Origin of the sequence: Pseudoxanthomonas daejeonensis (genome assembly GCF_022637495.1) — a bacterium.
GTDB lineage: Bacteria > Pseudomonadota > Gammaproteobacteria > Xanthomonadales > Xanthomonadaceae > Pseudoxanthomonas > Pseudoxanthomonas daejeonensis.
Genome location: NZ_CP093331.1, coordinates 1,722,548 through 1,743,159, shown reverse-complemented (window position 1 = coordinate 1,743,159; position 20,612 = coordinate 1,722,548). Strand labels below are relative to the sequence as shown.

Below are 20,612 nucleotides of genomic sequence, written 5' to 3'. Positions count from 1 at the left end.
CCGTCAGTTCGACGCGGTGCAGGCCGGATCCTTGCGCCGCAGCGGATTCCAGCGCGAGCCCTCGTCCTTGCACGCGAGCTGTGGGGACGGTGCCGGCGCCAGCGCGGCCTCGCGCCGCGCCGCGGCGGCGCGCGCATCGGCCAGGCGCTGCGCCTGCAGCTTCTGCACGGCCGCGCGGATCTGCGGCAGCGCCGCCAGCGCGGCCTTCTCGCCCTGCAGGATCGCCTGGTTGCGGCGGGTGAAGTCGGCCGAGCCGTAGTCGAGCACGTCGGGCCGGATCACCACGTCGGCGCGCGCCAGTTCCTGCTCGCCCAGGCGCTGGCCCATGATCGCGATCGACTGGTTGACGATGCCGAGCATGCCGTCCGGGCGCTTGCCGCTGGCCTTGCTGGAGATGTCCACGGCGATGACGAAATCGGCGCCGAGCTGGCGCGCCGCATCCACCGGGACGGGGCTGACCACGCCGCCATCGACGTACTGGTAGTTGCCGATCGTCACCGGCTCGAACACGCCCGGCACGCTGCTGGACGCGCGCACCGCCTGGCCGGTGTTGCCGCGGATGAACACCGTGCGCTCGCCGGTTTCCAGGCGCGTGGCGACCGCGGCGAATGGTTTGCGCATGCGCTCGATCGGCTTGTTGTCCACGCTCTGGTTCACGTAATCCTGCAGCTTCAGGCCCTGCACCAGTCCGCCGGAGAACAGGCGCACGTCGCGGATGCTGGCCTCGTCGAGCGCGACCGCCTTTTCCTGCAGCTGGAACGGGTCCAGGCCGCTGGCGTACAGCGCGCCGACCACGCTGCCGGCGCTGGTGCCGGCGACCACTTCGGGCTTGAAGCCGTTCGCCTCCAGCATCTTGATCACGCCGATGTGGGCGAAACCCTTGGCCGCGCCGCCACCGAGCGCCAGGCCGATCTTCACCGGCGGAACGATCGGGTCGACGCGTGCCGGCGGCGGAGCCACCGCTACTTCCGGAGGCGCTTCCGGACGCGTACCGCCGCAGGCGGCGACCGTCGCGGCCACGAGGAAACCGGCCAGGGCAGGCAGCAGGGAGCGCGAAGACATCGGGGATACCAGGAAGGAGAAGCGTGATTTCACGGGGAACCGGAGCGGCGGCGGAACCGCGGAGGCGGCGGCGTGATTCTAGGGTGCGTCCCGGCCGCGTTCCGGCATGGCGGATGAATGCGCCTGCGCCGGCCCGTCCAGCAAGGCCAGCAGTGCGTCGCGGCGCAGCTTGCCGGTCTCGTTGCGCGGCAGCCGGTCCAGCAGGCGCAGGCGGCGCGGCAGGAACACCGGGTCGACCGAACCCCGCAGGGCATCCACCACGTCCACCGCCGACATTCCCGGCGCCACCACCAGCGCGGCGATGCGGCCTACCCCGCCGGCGTGGTCCGGTGCCAGCTGCAGCACCACGCCGTCCTCCACGCCCGGCACGGCCAGGAGGCGGCGGGTGAGGTCGCCGAGCGAGGCGCGCTTGCCGGCGATCTCCAGCAGGTCGGACTGGCGGCCGCACAGGCGGAAGCGTCCGTCGGCCTCCAGTTCGACCAGGTCGGCCAGCGCGACGGGAGCCGGCAGGTGCGGTGCATGCACCAGCGTGCCGTCCGGCTGCGGCACCAGGCGCACGCCCGGCAACAACGTCCAGGACGCCTCCTGTGCGGTACGGCGGCGCGCGAACACGCAGGTCTCGGTCGAGCCGAACACCTCGCGCACCTCGGTGCGGTAGCGGGCTTCGGCCTCGGCCGCCAGTTCCTGCGACAGCGGCGCGGTGGCCGAGACGATCCCTGCCAGCGGCGGCAGCTCGACCCCGGACTGCAGCAGAGCGCGCAGGTGCACCGGCGTGGTGACCAGCAGGCGCGGTGCCTGCGCCTGCTGCAGCGCGCGCGCCACGTCCGCCGGCAACAGCGGCCGGCCGGCATGCACGGCCGCACCGCCCAGCAAGGGCAGCAGCACCGACAGCTCCATCCCGTACATGTGCTGCGGCGGGACCGTCGCCACGATCTGCGGCTGCGCCGCGCCCCACAGGTCCTGCAGGGCGGCCAGGTTCTGCGCGGTGCCGGCTGCGAATGCGGCCCAGCTCTTGGCGTGCGCCTGCGGGCGCCCGGTGCTGCCGGAGGTGTAGCCGATCGCGGCCAACGCCGCGGCTTCGACGCATGCCGGCGGCGCCTCTCCGGCATCGGCGACAAGCGGCATGTCCACCGGCTCCAGGCGATAGGCACCGCCGCCGGCATGCTGGGCAAGGATCTCGGCCACGGTTCCCGGCGCCCCCGAGGGCGGCAGCAGGGCGACCTGGCCGCGCAGCGCGGCCGCGCAGAACCCGAGCAGGAAACGGTGCCGGTCCTCGGCCAGGTGGACCACGTGGCGGGCGTCGGGGAGCGTCGCAGCCAGTGCACGGGCCTGGGCAAGGAACGCCCCGAGGGTGACCGGGGTGCCGGCGCCGAATACCAGCACCCGTTCCGGATCGCCGACGGCCAGCGCCAGGCGTCCCGGTGCCGGGGAATGCGATTGGACGACGGCCGACATCGGTACTGACCTGCTCCTGCGGCCGGCCCGCTGCCCGCCCTGCGATCCGGCCAGCATGGCCGCGGCGGCACGGGCAGGCAAGCCGGACCGCCTGCGCCGCCGATGCGTGCCGCAGGTCCGCCCGGGCATGACCTTCCACAGTGGCCGGGGCGGACCGGGCTGCTAACCTGCCCCGCTTCACTCCCGCTACCGCCTCGACATGACCCGATCGCTGCCCCTTGCCCTGCCCCTCGTCATGCTCGCCTCGGCCCTGGTCCTGGCGTTGCCGGCCGCCGCACAGGCGCCGAAGCCGGCCGCGTCCACGAGCGCGCCGCTGATCGCGCCGACGGCCCCGCTGACGATCGAACAGGCCATGGCCGATCCGGACTGGATCGGCCCGCCGGTCGAACGCGCGTGGTGGAGCTGGGACGGCCGCGAGGCGCAACTGCAGCTGCGGCGCGAAGGCGGCGCCATCCGCGACACCTGGCGCCAGCCGGTGGCCGGCGGCGCTCTGCAGAAGGTGGGCGATGCCGAACGCGCCGGCCTGGACGCGGCCAACCCGGTCTACGACGCACTGCGCCGGCGCATGGCCTTCATCCGCAACGGCGACGTGTTCCTGCGCGACCTGTCCAGCGGCGCGCTGAGCCAGCTCACCCGTAGTGCCGCCGCCGAATCGCAGCCGCGTTTCGCCGCCGATGGCGGGGTGATCTGGCGCGCCGGAAACGACTGGTTCAAGTGGACCTCCGGCGCCGGGGCCGCGCAGGTCGCTTCGCTCAAGGCCGAGAAGGATCCGGCCGCGCCGCCCAAGGCCGACGCTTTGCGCGAGCAGCAGTTGCGCACGATCGACACCCTGCGTCGCGACAAGGAGCAGCGCGACGCACAGCGCGCGCAGGAGGAAACCTGGCGCAAGGCCGACTCGACCCGTGCGCCCGCGCCCGCCTTCCTTGGCGACGAGGTCGAGATCGTCGACAGCAGCCTTTCGCCGGATGCGCGCCACCTGCTGGTGGTGACGAAGAAGAAGGGCGCCGATGCCGGCCGCGACGGCAAGATGCCGATGTACGTCACCGAGTCCGGCTATGAGGAATTCGAGGACGTCCGCACCCGCGTCGGCCGCAATGATCCACTGCCGCACGCGCTGTGGCTGGTCGATGCGCGCGACGGCAGCGTGCGCGAACTCAAGTTCGACCCGCTGCCCGGCATCGGCGTCGATCCGCTCGCCGCGATGCGCCGCGCCGCCGGCAAGGATCCGCTGAAGGGACTTCGTGGCGTCCAGGTGACCACCAGCGGCGACAACGGCGACGGCCCGCGCATCCAGTGGAGCGGCGACGGCCGCCAGGCCGCGGTGATGCTGCGCGCGATCGACAACAAGGACCGCTGGATTGCCGGTGTCGACCTCGACAGCGCGAAGCTGCAGTCGCGCCACCGCCTCACCGACCCGGCCTGGATCAACTGGAACTTCAACGACTTCGGCTTCCTGCCGGACAACCGCACGCTGTGGCTGCTGTCGGAGGAATCGGGGTATTCGCACCTGTACACGCAGGCCGGCGGCGAACGCCCGCGCCAGCGCACCTCTGGCCAGTGGGAAGCTTCCTCGCCGGTTCCCACCGCCGATGGCAGCGGCTTCCTGTTCCTGTGCAACCGCGCGAGGCCGGGCGACTACGAGGTCTGCGCGCTCGACCTGGCCGGCGGCCAGGTGAAGGAAATCTCCGCGCTCGACGGCGTCGAGGATTTCAGCCTCTCGCCCGACGGACGCCAGGTGCTGGTGCGCTACTCGGGCAGCTACCTGCCACCGCAACTGGCGGTGGTGCCATCGACGGGCGGCGAGGCGCGCGTGCTCACCGACACCCGCAATGCCGCGTTCAAGGCGCGCGAGTGGATCCAGCCGCAGTACGTGCAGGTGCCTTCGAAGCATGGCGCCGGCACCGTCTGGGGCAAGTTCTACGGCCCGAAGACCTACGAGCCCGGCCGCAAATACCCGGTGGCGATGTTCGTGCACGGCGCCGGCTACCTGCAGAACGTCTCGGCGCGCTATCCGAACTACTTCCGCGAGCAGATGTTCCACCAGTTGCTGGTCGAGCGCGGCTACGTGGTGCTGGACCTGGACTACCGCGGCAGCGAAGGCTACGGCCGCGACTGGCGCACCGCGATCTACCGGCAGATGGGCCACCCGGAGCTGGAGGATTACCTGGATGGCCTGGACTGGGTCGTGGCCAACCACCAGGGCGACCGCGACCATGCCGGCATCTACGGCGGCAGCTACGGCGGCTTCATGACCTTCATGGCGCTGTTCCGTTCGCCGGGCACGTTCAAGGCCGGCGCCGCGCTGCGCCCGGTGGTCGACTGGACCCAGTACAACCACGAGTACACGTCCAACATCCTCAACACGCCCGAGCTCGACCCGGAGGCCTATAAAAAGTCCTCGCCGATCGAGTACGCGCAGGGCCTGCAGGACGAGCTGCTGATCGCCCACGGCATGATCGACGACAACGTTTTCTTCCGCGATTCGGTGGTGCTGACCCAGCGCCTGATCGAGCTGCGCAAGGACGACTGGGAGATCGCGCCCTATCCGCTCGAGCGGCACGGCTTCACCCGCGCCGATTCCTGGCTGGACGAGTACAAGCGCATCCTCAAGCTGTTCGAGCGCACGCTGAAGTGACGCGCGGCACCGATGCCACCGCAGCGGCCGAACCGATCCGCACGGTGGCGGCGGTGATCCGCGACGGCGACGGCCGCGTGCTGCTGGTGCGCAAGCACGGGTCGTCGACGTTCATCCAGCCCGGTGGCAAGCGCGAGCCGGGCGAGGACGCGCTGGCTACCCTGGCGCGCGAGCTGGACGAGGAACTGGGCGTGCGGCTGCTCGCAGGCAGCGCGCGGCGGCTGGGCGAATTCGAGGACGCGGCGGTGAACGAACCGGGGCGCCGGGTCAGGGCCGAGGCCTTCGCGGTGGAAGTCGAGGGCGTACCCCAGGCGCGCGCCGAGATCGCCGAACTGGCGTGGATCGTGCCGCGGCCGCCGTTCCCGGTCACCGTCGCCCCGCTCAGCGCCGGCCACATCCTGCCCGCCCTCCCGTCAGGGTAGGGAGCGGACTCCCGTGCGCGACGGCGCCCAGGCAGCCGGCAGTGCACGCGGTTCCGGCCCGCCTGTGGCGCTTCATGCCCGTTCCCGCAGGAGCCGTGACGCAGGGCGCCTCCCGTTGTTGCACCGGATAGCGAAGGGACCCTCCGCAAGCGTCCGCCACCGGCACAATGGCCGCAGACCTCCATCAGGCCACCCATGAGCGCTCCGCCCCCGCTGCCCGCTTCCGGCTTCGTCACCGTCCTGGCCCGGATTTCCTTCGTCCTGGCCGCACTGGGCCTGGCCTGGTCACTGGCCCAGATGGTCCTGGCCCTGCTCATGCCCGATGCGGCGGTGCTCCGGATCGCAGCCCAACCCGGAGTGCCGGCCGGGCTGGTCTGGACGCTCGAACGCCGGCACGTGCTGTCGCTGGCCCTGCTGCTGCTTTCGCTGCTGTGCCTGGCGGTGGCGTGGGGGCTGCTGAAGCGGCGCGAGTGGGCGCGCCTGGCCTTCATCGGCCTGCTGGTCGCGGGTGCGGCGATGAATTTCGCCGGGCTGGCCCTGATCGGCCCGTTCTTCGAAGGTCTCCTGGGCATGTTCCCGGCGCAGATGCTGGACACGCCCGACGGGCGGGATCTGGTGGCGCAGATGCACTTCAACCGCCAGCTCACGTTCGCCAGCAGCCTGGCCGGCGCGGTGGTCTTCGCCGGCCTGCATGGCTGGATCGCCTGGAAGCTGTGCACGGCGGCGGTCCGCGCCGAATTCGGCGGCCGAAGCGCCGACCGGGCTTGATCGCGATCAAGGGCAGCCGGGGAGGCGCGGCTAGAATGCGTCCATGGACCCGAATTTCGACGTCGTACGCACCTACCTGACCGGACTGCAGGACCGGATCTGCGCCGCCATCGAGGCGGCCGATGGCCAGGCCACGTTCGCCGAGGACGCCTGGAGCCGGAATCCGGAGGGCGGCGGCCACGCCGGTGGCGGCCGCACCCGGGTGCTGCGCGAGGGCGCCGTGTTCGAGCAGGCCGGGATCGGCTTCTCCGACGTATCCGGCACCCGCCTGCCGCCGTCGGCCTCCGCCGCCCGCCCCGAACTGGCCGGCGCCTCCTGGCGCGCCTGCGGCGTCTCGCTGGTGTTCCACCCGCGCAACCCCTACCTGCCCACCACCCATGCCAACGTCCGCCACTTCCGCGCCGAGCGCGATGGCCAGACCGTGGCCTCGTGGTTCGGCGGCGGCTTCGACCTGACCCCGTTCTATCCGTTCGATGCGGACATCGTCCATTGGCACCGGGTCGCGAAGAACCTGTGCGCGCCCTTCGGGCCGGACCGCTACGCCGAGCACAAGCGCTGGTGCGACGAGTATTTCTTCCTGCGCCACCGCAACGAGACCCGGGGCGTGGGCGGGCTGTTCTTCGACGACCTGCACGGCGACTTCGAGCGGGATTTCAGCTACCTGCGCGCGGTCGGCGAGGGGTTCCTCGACGGCTACCTGCCGATCGTCGACCGCCGCAAGGACACCCCTTACGGCGAGCGCGAGCGCGAGTTCCAGCAGTACCGGCGCGGTCGCTACGTGGAATTCAACCTGGTCTACGACCGCGGCACCCTGTTCGGCCTGCAGAGCGGCGGACGGACCGAGTCGATCCTGATGAGCCTGCCGCCCCGGGTCCGCTGGGAGTACGGCTACCAGCCCGAGCCGGACAGCCCGGAAGCCCGCCTGCAGGACTACCTCGTCCCGCGCGACTGGGCGTAGCCGCAGGCGAACACGCGCCCTTGCCGCGCCCGGACCCGCGCCTGCCAGCGCGGGGTCGCGCCGCCGGCGGTCGCAAGCGCGCGAGTACTGGATCGGGTCGGGTCGAGCCCGGCGACGGGCCGCCCATTCAGGTCGCACTCGCGCCAGCGTGCGGTGAGCACAAATAAAAAGCCCCGCCGACCAGGGGGAGGTCGACGGGGCTGGGAACGGAGACTTGGGGAGTAGCCCCGTTCCGGTAGATCTGCTCCAGGGGAAGGGAGAGATCCGCGACAGGCGTTGCACCTGTCGGGACCTATAACACCACCCTGCACATTGATGGTTCGTGAAGAATAAGGTTAAAAAAAGCTTGGATTTAGCACGGATTCATCCGCGCGCGATGGAACAAAATGTAACGCGAGCGGCCTGCGCGGCTAAGCGCGCCAAGTGCCTGAATCGCGGTCAGTGCGCCTCGTCCCAGTTGTCGCCGATGCCCGTCTCCACCACCAGCGGGACGCTCAGTTCCGCAGCCGAGGCCATCAGCCGGCCGGCGGTTTCGACCAGGGTCGGGACGAAGGCCTCGTCGGCCTCGAATACCAGTTCGTCGTGGACCTGCAGGATCATCAGGGCCGGGCCCTCGCCCGGCTTGCCCTGCCCGGCCAGCCAGCCGTCCACGGCGATCATCGCCCGCTTGATGATGTCCGCCGCCGTGCCCTGCATCGGCGCGTTGATCGCCGCGCGCTCGGCACCGGCGCGCTGGGCCTGGTTGCCGGCGCGGATGTACTCCAGGTACAGGCGGCGGCCGAACACCGTCTCCACGTAACCCTGCTCGCGCGCCTGTTCGCGGGTGCGCTCCATGTAGTCGCGCACGCCCGGGTAGCGGCTGAAGTACAGCGCGATGTAGTCCTGCGCCTCGCCACGGCCGATGCCCAGTTGCCGGGCCAGGCCGAACGCGCTCATGCCGTACATCAGGCCGAAGTTGATCGCCTTGGCGGCGCGCCGCTCGTTGCCGGTGACCTCTTCGAGCGTGCGGCCGAACACTTCCGCCGCGGTGGCGCGATGCACGTCGGCGCCGGATTCGAACGCGCGCACCAGGCCCGGGTCCTGCGACAGGTGGGCCATGATCCGCAACTCGATCTGCGAGTAATCGCAGGCCACCAGCTTGCGTCCCGGCGGCGCGACGAAGGCGCGGCGGATACGGCGGCCGTCGTCGGTGCGGATCGGGATGTTCTGCAGGTTGGGATCGGACGACGACAGCCGCCCGGTGGCCGCACCGGCCTGGTGGTAGCTGGTGTGCACGCGCCCGGTGTCCGGGTTGATCATCTCCGGCAGCTTGTCGGTATAGGTGCTGCGCAGTTTCGCCAGGCCGCGGTACTCGAGGATCACCCGCGGCAGTTCGTGCTGGTCGGCAATGGCCTCCAGCGCTTCCTCGTTGGTCGAAGGCTGGCCCTTGGGCGTCTTCACCAGCGCCGGCAGCTTGAGTTCCTCGAACAGCAGCGCGCAAAGCTGCTTGGGCGAATCCAGGTTGAACGCGCGCCCGGCCAGGCCGGTGGCTTTCTGCTGCGCGGCGAGCATGCGCTTGGACAGGTCCGCGCTCTGCCGGCGCAGCTCGTCCATGTCGACTTTCACGCCGTTGGCCTCGATCCGCTCCAGCACCGGCACCAGCGGCATCTCGATCTCGCGATAGACACGCGTGAGCGCCGGCTCGGCAACCAGGCGTTGCGCCAGCACGCGATGCAGGCGCAGGGTGATGTCGGCGTCCTCGGCGGCGTAGCGGGTGGCGTCGTCGATCGCGACCTGCGAGAACGCGATCTGCTTGGCGCCCTTGCCGCAGACGTCCTCGTACTTGACCGTCTCGTAGCCCAGGTGCCGGCGCGCGAGGCTGTCCATGTCGTGGCGGGCGTTGCCGGAATCGAGCACGAAGCTCTCCAGCATCGTGTCGTCGTCGTAGCCGGCCAGTTCGATGCCATGCCGCCGCAGGACGTGCAGGTCGTATTTGCCGTGCTGGCCGAGCTTGCGCACCGTGGCATCGGCCAGCAAAGGACGCAGCAGGTCCAGCGCGAGGCCGCGTTCCAGCTGCACGGGCGCACCAGGATAATCGTGCGCCAGCGGCACGTAGGCGGCCTTGCCCGGCACCGCGGCGAAACTCAGCCCGACCAGGTTGGCGCGCATCGGATCAAGGCTGTCGGTCTCGGTGTCGAAGGCGAACTGGCCGGCGTCGCGCAATTCGGCGATCCAGGCCTGCAGCCGTTCGACGGTGGTGATGGTCTCGTATTCGCCTGGTGCGGCCAGGGCCGGATCCAGGTCGATCGCAGCCGCCTGGGCGGGCGCGGCGAAACCCCCGCTGCGGGCGCGCCCCGGCTCCTTCTCGGCGACCGCACCGGCCGGGCCGCTGCCGCCACCGGCAACCGCACCGGCTTCCAGGTCCTTCAGCGCCTGGTTGAAGCCATAGCGCGCGTACAGCCCGCGCAGCGTATCCACATGCGGCTCGCGCAAGCGCAGCGTCTCCGGCGCCTGTTCCAGGGCGACGTCGGTCTTGATCGTCACCAGCTCGCGATTCAGCGGCAGCCGCGGCAGCGCCGCGCGCAGGTTGTCGCCGATCTTGCCCTTGATCGTGGCGGCCTGGGCGATGACGCCATCCAGGGATCCGTATTCACCGAGCCACTTGGCCGCGGTCTTGGGCCCGCATTTCTCCACGCCGGGCACGTTGTCGATGGCATCGCCCATCAGCGCCAGCAGGTCGACGATCTGCCCCGCCTTCACGCCGAACTTTTCCATCACCGCCGCGTCCGAATCCATGCGGCTGCCGCTCATCGTGTTGACCAGCGCGATCGAGCCCGCGCCGACGCCCGGCGCGCGCACCAGCTGGGCGAAGTCCTTGTCGCCGGTGGAGATGGTGACGTCCATGCCGGCGCCGGCACCCTGCACGGCGAGCGTGCCGATCACGTCGTCGGCCTCCACGCCGTCGATCCGCAGGATGTCGATGCCCAGCGCGTGCACGATCTCGCACATCGGCTGCACCTGCGCGCGCAGTTCGTCCGGCATCGGCGGGCGGTTGGCCTTGTAGGCCGGATACAGGTCATCGCGGAAGGTCTTGCCGGGCGCGTCGACCACGAAGGCGACGTGGTCGGGCTTTTCCTTCAGCGTGGCGCGCAGCATGTTGACCACGCCGAACAGCGCGCCGGTCGGCTCGCCGGCGGCGTTCGTAAGGGGCGGCAGCGCGTGGAAGGCGCGGTACAGGTAGCTGGAACCGTCGATGAGTACGAGGCGTGTCATGCCGGCATTCTACGTCCACAGGTGCCGGGGCCGCGGGCGCGCTGCGGAGGAGGCGCCGGAATCCCGTGCCTGCCAGTGGATCCCGCCAACGCGGTACCTGCGCGCGGCGTCGGCTCGCCGGCGGGCACTCGGGCATGGAGGCGCGGGGCATGCCCATCGGGTGGGGTGCGATTTGACGTGCCACGCCACGTGCGCGCTGCCGGCGCATAATGCGGGCACGCAAGACAAGGAGCCGACATGCACCCGATCCTGACCGCCGCGGCAGTGGCTGCGGCCCTCTTCATGGGCGGCTGCGCCAGCACGGGCGCGCCCGTGGACGTCAACGGTGCCGACGTCGCCACGCGCACGCTCGAGAACGGCGACACCTTCGAGGAGTACCGGGTCGCCGGCCAGCTGCGGATGGTCAAGATCACTCCGCTGCGCGGCGCGCCGTACTACCTGTACGACCGGGATGGTGACGGCGCACTCGACCGCGACGATGCCGACAAGGTGCCGCAGACGTACTGGAAACTGTTTTCGTGGTGAAAACTGCCGCGCCCGACATTCGCGAGGCCACCGACGAAGCCACCCTGCGCGCCGCCTGGCCGGTGGTGGCGCAGTTGCGTCCGCACCTGGATGAAGAATCCTTCGTCGCCGCCGCGGTGCGCCAGCAGGCGGAAGGATGGAAGGCCACAGTCTTGTACGACGCCGGCGTGCCGCGCGCGTTCGCGGGTTGGCGCGTTCAGGAAATGCTGGCCCACGGCCGCTTCCTGTACATCGACGACTTGGTGACCGATGCGCGCACCCGTAGCGCCGGCCACGGCAAAGCACTGCTGGACTGGCTGAAGGAACAGGCGCGGCGCCTGGACTGCACCAGCCTGCAACTGGATTCGGGCACCCAGCGCATCGATGCGCATGCCTTCTACCTGCGTGAACGCTTGCGGATCACCTCGTTCCACTTCAAGGCCGACCTTTAGGCCTGAACCACTGCGTCCCGCCGGTCGCGATGCCGCCACCTTGCGATTGCACGACAATGGCTGGCCGCGTGGCCCGGCAGCCCATGCCCCTGGACAGGATCTTCCCGATGTTGCGCTGGTTCGAAACCCGGCTGGACCCGTATCCGGCCGCCCCCGCCACCCAGCCACCGCGTTCGCTGTATGCGTTCTGCCGCCACTACACGCGCGGCACCGAGCCCTGGCTGGCGTTGATGGCGGTGCTGACCACGGCCATCGCGGTCACCGAAGTGTCGCTGTACGCGTTCACCGGGTCGATCGTCGATCGCCTGTCCAGCCACACGCCGGCCACCTTCCTGCAGGCCGAAGGCTGGAACTTCGTGATGATGGCGCTGGTGGTGCTGGTAGTGATGCCGGCGCTGAACCTGCTCAGCGCGCTGGTCATCCACCAGACCCTGCTCGGCAACTTCCCGATGCGGATCCGCTGGCAGGTGCACCGCTACCTGCTGCGGCAGTCGATGGGGTACTTCCAGGACGAGTTCGCCGGGCGCATCTCCACCAAGCTGATGCAGACCTCGCTGGCGGTGCGCGAGACGGTGATCAAGCTGCTGGACGTGGGCAACTACGTCATCGTCTATTTCGGCGGCGCCCTGATCGTGGCCGCCGCGGCCGACTGGCGGCTGATGCTGCCGTTCGCGGGCTGGATCGTGGCCTATGCGTTCCTGCTGCGCTATGCGATCCCGCGCCTGAACAAGGTCGCCCAGCAACAGGCCGATGCCCGCTCGACCATGACCGGGCGCATCGTCGACAGCTACACCAACATCGCCACGGTCAAGCTGTTCTCGCATTCGCACCGCGAGGAGGACTACGCGCGCGATTCGATGGACCAGTTCCTCGGCACCGTGCACCGGCAGATGCGCCTGGCCACGATCGTCAACGTCAGCAACGACGCACTGAACATGCTGCTGCTGTTCGCGGTGGCGGCCACCGGCATCAACCTCTGGATGAACGATGCGGTCAGCGTCGGTGCGATCGCCGTGGCCATCGCCTTCGTGCTGCGGCTGATGGGCATGTCGCAGTGGATCATGTGGGAGATGTCGGCGTTGTTCGAGAACATCGGCACCGTGCAGGACGGGATCAACTCGATCGCGCTGCCGGCCACCGTCGACGATGCGCCGGGTGCGCAGGACATCGGTCCGGTCCGCGGCGACATCCGCTTCGACCACGTCACCTTCCACTACGGCAAGCAGGGCGGCGTGATCGAAGGCCTGGACCTGCACGTGCGCCCGGGCGAGAAGGTCGGACTGGTCGGCCGGTCGGGCGCGGGCAAGTCGACGCTGGTGAACCTGCTGCTGCGCTTCTACGACCGCGAAGGCGGGGCGATCCGGATCGATGGCACCGACATCGCCACGGTGACCCAGGATTCGCTGCGCGCCTCGATCGGCGTCGTCACCCAGGACACCTCGCTGCTGCACCGTCCGGTGCGCGACAACCTCCTGTACGGACGCCCCGACGCGACCGAAGCGGAGATGGTCGAAGCGGCGCGCCAGGCCAACGCCGACGGATTCATCCAGGAACTGGTCGACGGCAAGGGCCGGCACGGCTATGACGCCCAGGTGGGCGAGCGCGGGGTCAAGCTTTCAGGCGGCCAGCGCCAGCGCATCGCCATCGCCCGGGTGCTGCTGAAGAACGCGCCGATCCTGGTGCTGGACGAAGCCACTTCGGCGTTGGACTCGGAAGTGGAAGCGGTGATCCAGGAGAACCTGTACCGCCTGATGCAGGGCAAGACGGTGATCGCGATCGCGCACCGCCTGTCCACCATCGCGGCGATGGACCGGCTGGTGGTGATGGACCAGGGCCGGATCGTCGAACAGGGTTCGCACGAGGAGCTGCTGGCGCATGGCGGGCTTTACGCGAAGCTGTGGCAGCGGCAGTCGGGCGGGTTCCTGGAGCTGGAAGCGGAACAGCTGGAGCCTGCGGCGGAGTGATGGCATCGCGCAACCGGCCTCGCAGGTCTTGCGGGACGGATTGCGGAACGTGACGGGGTGAGGTAGGCGCGGGAGCGGTGCTGGTGGGCTGCTATGGCGTCGGTGTCGTCGTGGTGCCCGCCCCGCAGATGCACGTGGGCTGGTTCTGTGGGGACGGCGTTCGGCCCGGCGTGGATACCGTGGGCATGGTGACACCCGGTGGTTGTGACGACCTCGGTGTCGCGGTCATGCCCGCTCCTACAAAAGCGGGTGCTGGTTTCGGATGGGTTTCGCACGCGACGGGGACGTTGCAGGAGCGGGCACGACCGCGACACCGACGACACCGGCGGACGCGACTCATCCCCGGCCCGGCATGCGCAATCGCCCGCGGGGGTGGTTCCGGCAAGCCCTACGAGCGCGACGCGGTCTCCCGCCTCCGCTCCGCGCGACCCAGGGCGAAGCCGGTTCCCGCCCACGCCAACGCCACGCCCGCGCCGATGAACATGGCCAGCGCCGGGTGCTCGCCGATCAGGTCCAGCAGCCGCTTCACCCAGGCACTGAGCGCGTCGCCGCCGCGGTACACCACCGTGTCGATGAAGTTCTTCGCCTTGTACTTCTGCTCGGCGGGCACGACGGTGTAGAGCATCTCCCGGCCCGGCCGCACGAACGCGTACTCGCCGGCGCGGCGCGCGACCATCACCACCACGAACACGGCGAACACCGGCGCCAGGGCGAGCCACAGGAAGCCGAACGCCATCACCAGCGGCACGCCGACCAGCAGCACGCCCACGCCGAGCTTCTGCGCGAGGCGCCCGGTGACGAGCAGCTGGGTAAGGATCGCCAGCGCCTGCACCACCGTGTCGATCAGGCCGAAGACCTGGGTCTGCCGCTCGCGTTCGGGAAAGAGCTCGGCGACGAACCGCGCCTGTTCGAAGTACAGGAATGTCGTGACCGTTGCCAGCAGCACCACGAACAGGGCGATGCCGAGCAGGTAAGGCGAGCGGAATACCGCGGTCGCACCGGCGAAGGGATTTCCACCCAGCGGCTGGCGGCGCTGGATCGGGGTCTCCTCGCTGTCGAACGGGTGCAGGTCGCGCCAGCGGTGCATCCACAGCGCCATCGCCGAGCTGCCGGCGATGAACAGCGAGGACAGCACCAGCAAGCCGCCATGGCCCAGGGTTCCCACCAGCACGGTCGCCAGCAGCGGTCCGAGCAGGCCACCGGCGCTGGCGCCCGCGGCGATCAGCGCGAACAGGCGCTTGGCCTCGGCGCTGGCGAACACGTCGGCCAGCACGCTCCAGGCCAGCGAGATCAGCAGCAGGTTGATAACCGAGACCCAGATGTAGAACGCGCGCCCGGCCCAGACGTTGTCCGGCTGCAGGGCCAGGCTGGCGGCGAAGCCCAGCAGGCTGGCCACCACCAGGCCGAACACCCACGGCACGATCCTGCGCCGCGCGACCTTCGATGCGATCCAGCCGTACAGCGGCAGCACCGCCAGGGTCACCACGAAGGTGCCGGTGAACAGCCATTGCAGGTTGTCCACGCCACCGGCCACGCCCATCGTCTCGCGCACCGGCCGCAGCATGAAGTAGCCGGTGAACAGCAGGAAGAACATGGCCAGGCCGGCGATGACTGCCGGCGCTTCGTGCGTGCGCAGGCCGAACACGCGCGAAAGCCAGTGCGCCGGACCCATGGCAGGCGACGGCTGCGGTGCGCTCATCCGTCCTTCCTCAGGCCGCGAACTGCCGGACCAGTTCCTGCTGCTGCGGCTGGCTCAGCATCGGACCGCGCCCGGCCTTGAGCTGGTCGAGCTGGCGTTCGGGCTTGCCAGTCGCCGGGATCACCACGGTCACTGCCGGATGGCTGATCGCGAACTTGAGGAACATCTGCGCCCAGGACGTGACGCCGGCTTCCGCAGCCCACGCCGGCAGCGGCACGTCCTTGACCTTGGCGAACAGTTTTCCGTCGTCGAAGGCGCGGTTGACGATCACCGCCACGCCCCTGTCCTGCGCGAGCGGCAGCACGGTCTGCGCCGCGCCGGTGGAGTTGACCGAGTAGTGGATCTGGATGAAGTCGAGCTTCTCGCCACGCAGGATCTTCTCGAGCTCCGGCAGGCCGGCATCGGTGTAGTGGGTCACGCCGACGTACTTCGTCCTGCCCTGCGCCTTGAGTTCGCGCGCATAGGCCAGCTGCCTCTGCCAGTCGCGCAGGTTGTGGACCTGCAGCAGCTCGACCTTGTCCGTGCGCAGGCGACGCAGCGACTCGGCCCACTGCGCCTCGGCGGCTTCGCGGCTGTCGGCGGCGATCTTGGTGGCGATGAAGGCCTTGTCGCGCCAGCCGCCGTCGTGCAGCAGGCTGCCCACCACCGTGTCGGACGCGCCGTAGTTGGGCGAGGTGTCGATCAGGCGGCCACCGCCGTCGAAGAAGATCTTCACCACCTGCTGCAGCTGCGCGTATTCGGGCGAATCCAGGGCCACGTCGTAGCTGCCCGAAGTACCGGCCCCGATCACCGGCAGGCGCTCGCCGCTGGAGGGGATGGGGCGGGTCAGCAACGTGCCGCCCGCGGCGGGCGCTGCAAAGAGCGGGCCCATGCCTGCCGTGGCGCCGAGGCCGGCGACGATGGAGGTGGCGAGGGCGGAATCCAGGAAACGGCGGCGCGAAGGCGAGTGCATGGTCGTGACTCCGTGGACTGGCGGCGCGGAGCGGCCGGGTTCCGATCCTAACGCCCCCGTCCCGGCGCGCATGTGCACATCGGCACATGAACCCTCACACGCACATCCGCCTGGACCCTCCGTGGCGCGGCAGGGGCCCGGGAGACGGCGTGGTATCCTGCGCATCCCCCTTGGGGAGTAGCCTGCTCCGCGCACTCCGCGCGCAGCGTCCACGTCAACATACTCGGCCCCGTGCGGCCGTGGCGTGGGCAACCCGCGGTCTGGAACCTCGATCCGGACGCCGCCGGGACTGGCGAGACCAACGGCCTGTCGGTGCATCCGTGGTTGGACGCTGGCGGGTCGTGTCCGCCCTTCCAGCCCGGTGCACCCGATGAACCCGTTTTCGATACTGCTGATCGGCGTCGCGATGTCGACCGATGCCTTCGCCGCGGCGGTCGGCAAGGGCGCCGCGATGCAGCGGCCTCGCTTTTCCCAGGCCCTGCGCGCCGGCCTGATCTTCGGTGCGATCGAAGCGGTCACCCCGATCATCGGCTGGCTGCTTGGTCACGCCGCGGCGCGCTACATCACCGCGTGGGACCACTGGATCGCCTTCACCGTGCTCGGCCTGCTCGGCCTGCACATGATCTGGAACGGCTTCAAGCCCGACGCCGGCGACGGCGACGAACCGCCCCGCCACCACGGTTTCTGGAGCCTGGCCGCCACCGGCCTGGGGACCAGCATCGACGCGATGGCGGTGGGCGTGAGCCTGGCCTTCCTCGACGCGCCGATCATGCTCGTCGCGGCGGTGATCGGCCTGTGCACGCTGGTGATGGTCACCGCGGGGATCATGCTCGGCCGCGTCCTTGGCGCACTGGCCGGCAAGCGCGCGGAGATCGTCGGTGGCGTAATCATGATCGTGATCGGTACGGCGATCCTGCACGAGCACCTGACCGGCGCGGCATAGGCGCCGCACCCGCCCGCGACGGCGCGGTCAGCGCACCACCAGCACCGGCACCGCCGCTTTCGCCAGCACCGCCTGGGTCTGGCTGCCGAGCAACACCCGGCCCAGGCCCCGTCGGCCATGCGAGGCCATCACCACCAGCCCGACGTGGTGATCGGCAGCGGCCTTCACGATCGCCTCGGAGGGATAGCCATCGGGCACGTGCACGGTTTCGCAGGCGACGCCGGCCGTCGTGGCCTGCGCCACCGCATCGGTGAGGATCCGCTGCGCCGAATGGGCGCAGCCTTCGCGATACTCCTGTTGCATGGCCGGATCGGCCGACAGCGCCAGCGCGTCGTCGAAGGCCGGCATCCAGGGCTCGGTCACGGTTACCACCACCACCGGCACGTGCAGCCTGGCGGCGAGCGCCAGGCCATGGCTGAGCCCCTTGGCAGCCAGTTCGGAACCATCGGTGGCGATCAGGATGCGGTCGTACATGGCGCACTCCTCGGACTGTCCATGCCCATTGCACACCCGCGCGCGCGCCGGGGCAATGCCAGGACCCGCCCTCGTGGAACAGGGCTGCCCGGTTCCCTTCGGCGGGTGGCGAAGAACAGCGGAGCGATCCAAGTCCTGCGGGAGCACGAACCGGCGCGATGCCGGCCCGCGCGGCGTTTCAAAGCGGCTTGAGGTTGGCGAAGGCCAGCACCAGCCACTTGCTGCCGGCGTCATCGAAGTTGACCTGCACGCGCGCATGCGCGCCACTGCCCTCGTAGTCGGTGACCACGCCGCGGCCGAAGCTGGCATGCGCCACGCCCTGGCCCAGCCTCAGGGATGGCGTCTCCAGCACCGGATGCGCCGCGCGCGGCGGCGCGGCCATCGGCCGGGCCACCTGCACGCGCGGACGAACCTCATTGAGCAGGTGACCGGGAATCTCGCGCAGGAAGCGCGACGGCATGCCGTACATGTCCATGCCGTGGATGCGCCGGCTCTCGGCGTAGGTCAGCACCAGCTTCTGCCGTGCGCGGGTGATGCCGACGTAGGCCAGGCGCCGTTCTTCCTCGAGCCGGCCGCTCTCCTCCAGCGACTTGCTGCTGGGGAATACGCCCTCCTCCACGCCCACCAGGAACACCAGCGGGAATTCCAGTCCCTTGGCCGAGTGCAGGGTCATCAGCTGCACGCCGTCCTCGTCGGCCTGGGCCTGGCCTTCGCCGGCTTCAAGTGCCGCGTACGACAGGAAGGCGACCAGCTCGCTCATGCTTTCCTGGTCGTCTTCGAGTTCGGCGCGGGAGAACCGCGACGCGACCGAGACCAGTTCGTCCAGGTTCTCCAGCCGCGACTCGGCATCGAGCTGGCCACGCGCCTCGCTGGACCAGTGCTCGCGCAAAGCGGACCGGCCCAGCACATGGTCGACCCGGTCCTTCAGCGCCAGGTCGGTGGTCTCCGCGTCCAGCGCCTCGATCAGGCCCAGGAAACCGGCCACCGCATTGCGCGCGCGGGCGGCCAGCGCATTCTCCGAAACCAGGGCGGTGGCGGCCTGCCACAGCGAGACCGAAGCCTCGCGCGCACGGCGCCGCACCTCGTCCAGGGTGCGATCGCCGATCCCGCGCGCCGGCGTGTTGACCGTGCGCTCGAACGCGGCGTCATCGGCGCGGTTGGCGACCAGGCGCAGGTAGGCCAGCGTGTCCTTGACCTCCGCGCGCTCGAAGAAGCGCATGCCGCCGTACACCCGGTACGGCACCTGCTCGGCCAGCAGCACTTCCTCCAGCGCGCGTGATTGCGCGTTGCTGCGGTAGAGCACCGCCGCCTCGCGCCAGCTGCCACCGTCGCGCATCCACTGGCGGATGCGCTCGACCACGAACCGGGCCTCGTCCATCTCGTTGTAGGCCGCGTACACGTCCACCGGCTCGCCCTCGCCGCTGTCGGTCCACAGCTGCTTGCCGATGCGGTCCGGGTTGTGCGAGATCACCGCGTTGGCGGCGTTGAGGATGTTGGCGCTGGAGCGGTAGTTCTGTTCCAGGCGGATCGTTTTCGCACCCGGGAAGTCGCGCAGGAACTGCTGCACGTTCTCGACCTTGGCCCCGCGCCAGCCGTAGATGGCCTGGTCGTCGTCGCCGACCACGAACACCCGGCCGCTGTCGCCGGCCAGCACGCGGATGAAGGCGTACTGGATCGCGTTGGTATCCTGGAACTCGTCGACCAGCAGGTCGCGGAAGCGCGCGCGGTAGTGGCCCAGCAGCGCCGGGTTGTCGCGCAGCAATTCATGCGCGCGCAGCAGCAGTTCGGCGAAGTCGACCAGGCCGGCGCGGTCGCAGCGCTCCTGGTATAGCGCATAAGCGCGGCGCAGCGCATCGGTCCACGGATCGTCACCGGGCTGGATGTGCTGCGGGCGGCGGCCCTCGTCCTTCTGTGCGTTGATCCACCACACGATCTGCCGCGGCGGGAAGCGGCCGTCGTCCAGTTCCAGCTGCTGGGCCACGCGCTTGACCAGGCGCAGCTGGTCGTCGCTGTCGAGCACCTGGAAGGATTCGGGCAGGCGCGCCTCGTTCCAGTGCAGGCGCAGCAGACGGTGGGCGATGCCGTGGAACGTGCCGATCCACATCCCGCGCGAGCCGTGGCGCAGCTGCAGGTCGGCGCGCGCGCGCATTTCGCCCGCCGCCTTGTTGGTGAAGGTGACCGCGAGGATCCCGTGCGCCGGAACGCCAAGGACCTCATTGAGCCAGGCGATGCGGTGGGTCAGGACCCGGGTCTTGCCGGAACCGGCGCCGGCCAGGACCAGGTAGTGCCCCGGCGCGGCCGATACGGCCTCGCGCTGGGCGCCGTTGAGGCCATCGAGAAGGTGTGAGACATCCATGCCGCCATTCTACGCGGCGGCGACGCTCACACCTTGAGATCGGCGTGGCGCCGGGCCGTCACGTTCAGTGCGAAGCGTGGCCGGGCTTGCTGACATGGGTCATCAGCCGGTCGGTCCAGGCGATGCCAATGGCCGACAGGATGAAGACGCAATGGATGATGGTCTGCCAGAGCACGCCGTCGGGCGTCATCTGCGTGCACTGGGTGCTGGTGATCGCCATCTCGGCCTTCATCAGCGCCAGCTGCTCGGGCGTGCAGAACGGCAGGCCCTTCAGCGAGCCGGCGGCGATGAAGGTCTTGAGCAGGTGGATCGAGGAGATGCCGATGATCGCCATCGCCAGCTTCACCTTGAGCATCGACGCGTTCACGTGGCTGAGCCATTCCGGCTGGTCCGGGTGGCCCTCCAGGCGCAGGCGTGAGACGAAGGTCTCGTAGCCGCCGACGATCACCATCATCAGCAGGTTGGAAATCATCACCACGTCGATCAGGCCCAGCACGATCAGCATGATTTCCTGCTCGCCCAGCGCCGGGGCGCGGTGGATCAGGTGCCACAGCTCCTTGCCGAACAGGAACACGTACACGCACTGGGCCACGATCAGGCCCAGGTACAGCGGAAGCTGCAGCCAGCGCGAGGCGAAGATCAGGGTGGGCAGCAGGCCCAGGCGGGGGGGCGGGGGGGCAGACATGGGCGGGCCGGGAATGGGGGACGGCGCAGGG

16 protein-coding genes are annotated in these 20,612 nt (G+C 69.9%); 8 read left to right on the top strand and 8 right to left on the bottom strand.

Annotated features, from left to right (window positions below):
* Positions 1 to 3 precede the first annotated feature (3 nt).
* Positions 4 to 1,074 carry a patatin-like phospholipase family protein gene (locus tag MNQ95_RS07805; RefSeq protein ID WP_241954390.1) on the bottom strand — a complete coding sequence of 357 codons (1,071 nt, stop codon included), beginning with the start codon at positions 1,072 to 1,074 and terminating at the stop codon, positions 4 to 6.
* Positions 1,075 to 1,140: 66 nt separating this feature from the next.
* Positions 1,141 to 2,469 (bottom strand): AMP-binding protein, encoded by a 1,329-nt coding sequence (locus MNQ95_RS07800; RefSeq protein ID WP_277884378.1) that lies wholly within the window; start codon positions 2,467 to 2,469, stop codon positions 1,141 to 1,143.
* Between the two features lie 247 nt (positions 2,470 to 2,716).
* On the opposite strand from MNQ95_RS07800, the gene MNQ95_RS07795 reads away from it, so the two are divergent.
* From MNQ95_RS07795 to hemF, 4 genes are all read left to right on the top strand, one after another.
* Positions 2,717 to 5,152 carry a S9 family peptidase gene (locus MNQ95_RS07795; RefSeq protein ID WP_241954313.1) on the top strand — a complete coding sequence of 812 codons (2,436 nt, stop codon included), beginning with the start codon at positions 2,717 to 2,719 and terminating at the stop codon, positions 5,150 to 5,152.
* A complete protein-coding gene (locus MNQ95_RS07790) occupies positions 5,149 to 5,574 on the top strand; it encodes an NUDIX hydrolase (RefSeq protein WP_241954312.1) in 426 nt (141 codons plus the stop codon). Before MNQ95_RS07795 ends, MNQ95_RS07790 begins: the two co-directional genes overlap by 4 nt.
* A gap of 195 nt (positions 5,575 to 5,769) precedes the next feature.
* Positions 5,770 to 6,342, top strand: coding sequence for a hypothetical protein (locus tag MNQ95_RS07785; protein WP_162410046.1), 573 nt, complete (start codon positions 5,770 to 5,772; stop codon positions 6,340 to 6,342).
* A 43-nt stretch (positions 6,343 to 6,385) separates the two neighbouring features.
* Positions 6,386 to 7,300, top strand: coding sequence for an oxygen-dependent coproporphyrinogen oxidase (hemF, locus tag MNQ95_RS07780; protein ID WP_162410047.1), 915 nt, complete (start codon positions 6,386 to 6,388; stop codon positions 7,298 to 7,300).
* Positions 7,301 to 7,738: 438 nt separating this feature from the next.
* On the opposite strand, the gene polA is transcribed toward hemF, so the two are convergent.
* Positions 7,739 to 10,552 carry a DNA polymerase I gene (gene polA, locus MNQ95_RS07775; RefSeq protein WP_241954311.1) on the bottom strand — a complete coding sequence of 938 codons (2,814 nt, stop codon included), beginning with the start codon at positions 10,550 to 10,552 and terminating at the stop codon, positions 7,739 to 7,741.
* Between the two features lie 249 nt (positions 10,553 to 10,801).
* Here polA and MNQ95_RS07770 point away from each other — a divergent pair, with 249 nt between their 5' ends.
* The 3 genes from MNQ95_RS07770 (at position 10,802) to MNQ95_RS07760 (ending at position 13,472) form a co-directional block, all read left to right on the top strand.
* The gene (locus tag MNQ95_RS07770; RefSeq protein ID WP_425605738.1) at positions 10,802 to 11,077 is read left to right on the top strand and encodes a DUF2782 domain-containing protein; all 276 of its coding nucleotides are present in this window, start codon (positions 10,802 to 10,804) and stop codon (positions 11,075 to 11,077) included.
* Positions 11,074 to 11,508 carry a GNAT family N-acetyltransferase gene (locus MNQ95_RS07765; RefSeq protein WP_241954309.1) on the top strand — a complete coding sequence of 145 codons (435 nt, stop codon included), beginning with the start codon at positions 11,074 to 11,076 and terminating at the stop codon, positions 11,506 to 11,508. Before MNQ95_RS07770 ends, MNQ95_RS07765 begins: the two co-directional genes overlap by 4 nt.
* Before the next feature lie 107 nt (positions 11,509 to 11,615).
* Entirely contained in the window at positions 11,616 to 13,472 is a 1,857-nt protein-coding gene (locus MNQ95_RS07760) for an ABC transporter ATP-binding protein (protein WP_241954308.1), read from the top strand.
* A 388-nt stretch (positions 13,473 to 13,860) separates the two neighbouring features.
* On the opposite strand, the gene MNQ95_RS07755 is transcribed toward MNQ95_RS07760, so the two are convergent.
* Complete coding sequence (locus MNQ95_RS07755; RefSeq protein WP_241954307.1) at positions 13,861 to 15,171, bottom strand: NTP/NDP exchange transporter; 1,311 nt, start codon at positions 15,169 to 15,171, stop codon at positions 13,861 to 13,863.
* Positions 15,172 to 15,181: 10 nt separating this feature from the next.
* Positions 15,182 to 16,123 carry an aldo/keto reductase gene (locus MNQ95_RS07750; RefSeq protein WP_241954306.1) on the bottom strand — a complete coding sequence of 314 codons (942 nt, stop codon included), beginning with the start codon at positions 16,121 to 16,123 and terminating at the stop codon, positions 15,182 to 15,184.
* Between the two features lie 370 nt (positions 16,124 to 16,493).
* Between MNQ95_RS07750 and MNQ95_RS07745 the strand changes: the two genes are divergently transcribed.
* Positions 16,494 to 17,066: a manganese efflux pump MntP gene (locus MNQ95_RS07745; protein ID WP_241954305.1), complete on the top strand. Its 573-nt coding sequence runs from the start codon at positions 16,494 to 16,496 to the stop codon at positions 17,064 to 17,066.
* Positions 17,067 to 17,093: 27 nt separating this feature from the next.
* Here the strand turns inward: MNQ95_RS07745 and MNQ95_RS07740 are convergent, their stop codons facing one another.
* The 3 genes from MNQ95_RS07740 to MNQ95_RS07730 all read right to left on the bottom strand — a co-directional run bounded on the left by MNQ95_RS07740 (position 17,094) and on the right by MNQ95_RS07730 (position 20,581).
* A complete protein-coding gene (locus MNQ95_RS07740; RefSeq protein WP_162410054.1) occupies positions 17,094 to 17,540 on the bottom strand; it encodes a universal stress protein in 447 nt (148 codons plus the stop codon).
* A gap of 178 nt (positions 17,541 to 17,718) precedes the next feature.
* Positions 17,719 to 19,896 carry a DNA helicase II gene (uvrD, locus tag MNQ95_RS07735; protein WP_241954304.1) on the bottom strand — a complete coding sequence of 726 codons (2,178 nt, stop codon included), beginning with the start codon at positions 19,894 to 19,896 and terminating at the stop codon, positions 17,719 to 17,721.
* Between the two features lie 64 nt (positions 19,897 to 19,960).
* Positions 19,961 to 20,581: a TIGR00645 family protein gene (locus tag MNQ95_RS07730; protein WP_241954303.1), complete on the bottom strand. Its 621-nt coding sequence runs from the start codon at positions 20,579 to 20,581 to the stop codon at positions 19,961 to 19,963.
* Positions 20,582 to 20,612: the final 31 nt, after the last annotated feature.

Bases quoted from the DNA above. Each gene is read 5' to 3' on its own strand.
- MNQ95_RS07755 (WP_241954307.1), bottom strand. From the start codon at position 15,171: ATGAGCGCACCGCAGCCGTCGCCTGCCATGGGTCCGGCGCACTGGCTT.
- MNQ95_RS07740 (WP_162410054.1), bottom strand. From the start codon at position 17,540: ATGTACGACCGCATCCTGATCGCCACCGATGGTTCCGAACTGGCTGCC.
- MNQ95_RS07760 (WP_241954308.1), top strand. From the start codon at position 11,616: ATGTTGCGCTGGTTCGAAACCCGGCTGGACCCGTATCCGGCCGCCCCC.
- MNQ95_RS07785 (WP_162410046.1), top strand. From the start codon at position 5,770: ATGAGCGCTCCGCCCCCGCTGCCCGCTTCCGGCTTCGTCACCGTCCTG.
- MNQ95_RS07745 (WP_241954305.1), top strand. From the start codon at position 16,494: ATGAACCCGTTTTCGATACTGCTGATCGGCGTCGCGATGTCGACCGAT.
- MNQ95_RS07750 (WP_241954306.1), bottom strand. From the start codon at position 16,123: ATGCACTCGCCTTCGCGCCGCCGTTTCCTGGATTCCGCCCTCGCCACC.
- hemF (WP_162410047.1), top strand. From the start codon at position 6,386: ATGGACCCGAATTTCGACGTCGTACGCACCTACCTGACCGGACTGCAG.
- uvrD (WP_241954304.1), bottom strand. From the start codon at position 19,896: ATGGATGTCTCACACCTTCTCGATGGCCTCAACGGCGCCCAGCGCGAG.
- MNQ95_RS07795 (WP_241954313.1), top strand. From the start codon at position 2,717: ATGACCCGATCGCTGCCCCTTGCCCTGCCCCTCGTCATGCTCGCCTCG.
- polA (WP_241954311.1), bottom strand. From the start codon at position 10,552: ATGACACGCCTCGTACTCATCGACGGTTCCAGCTACCTGTACCGCGCC.
- MNQ95_RS07730 (WP_241954303.1), bottom strand. From the start codon at position 20,581: ATGTCTGCCCCCCCGCCCCCCCGCCTGGGCCTGCTGCCCACCCTGATC.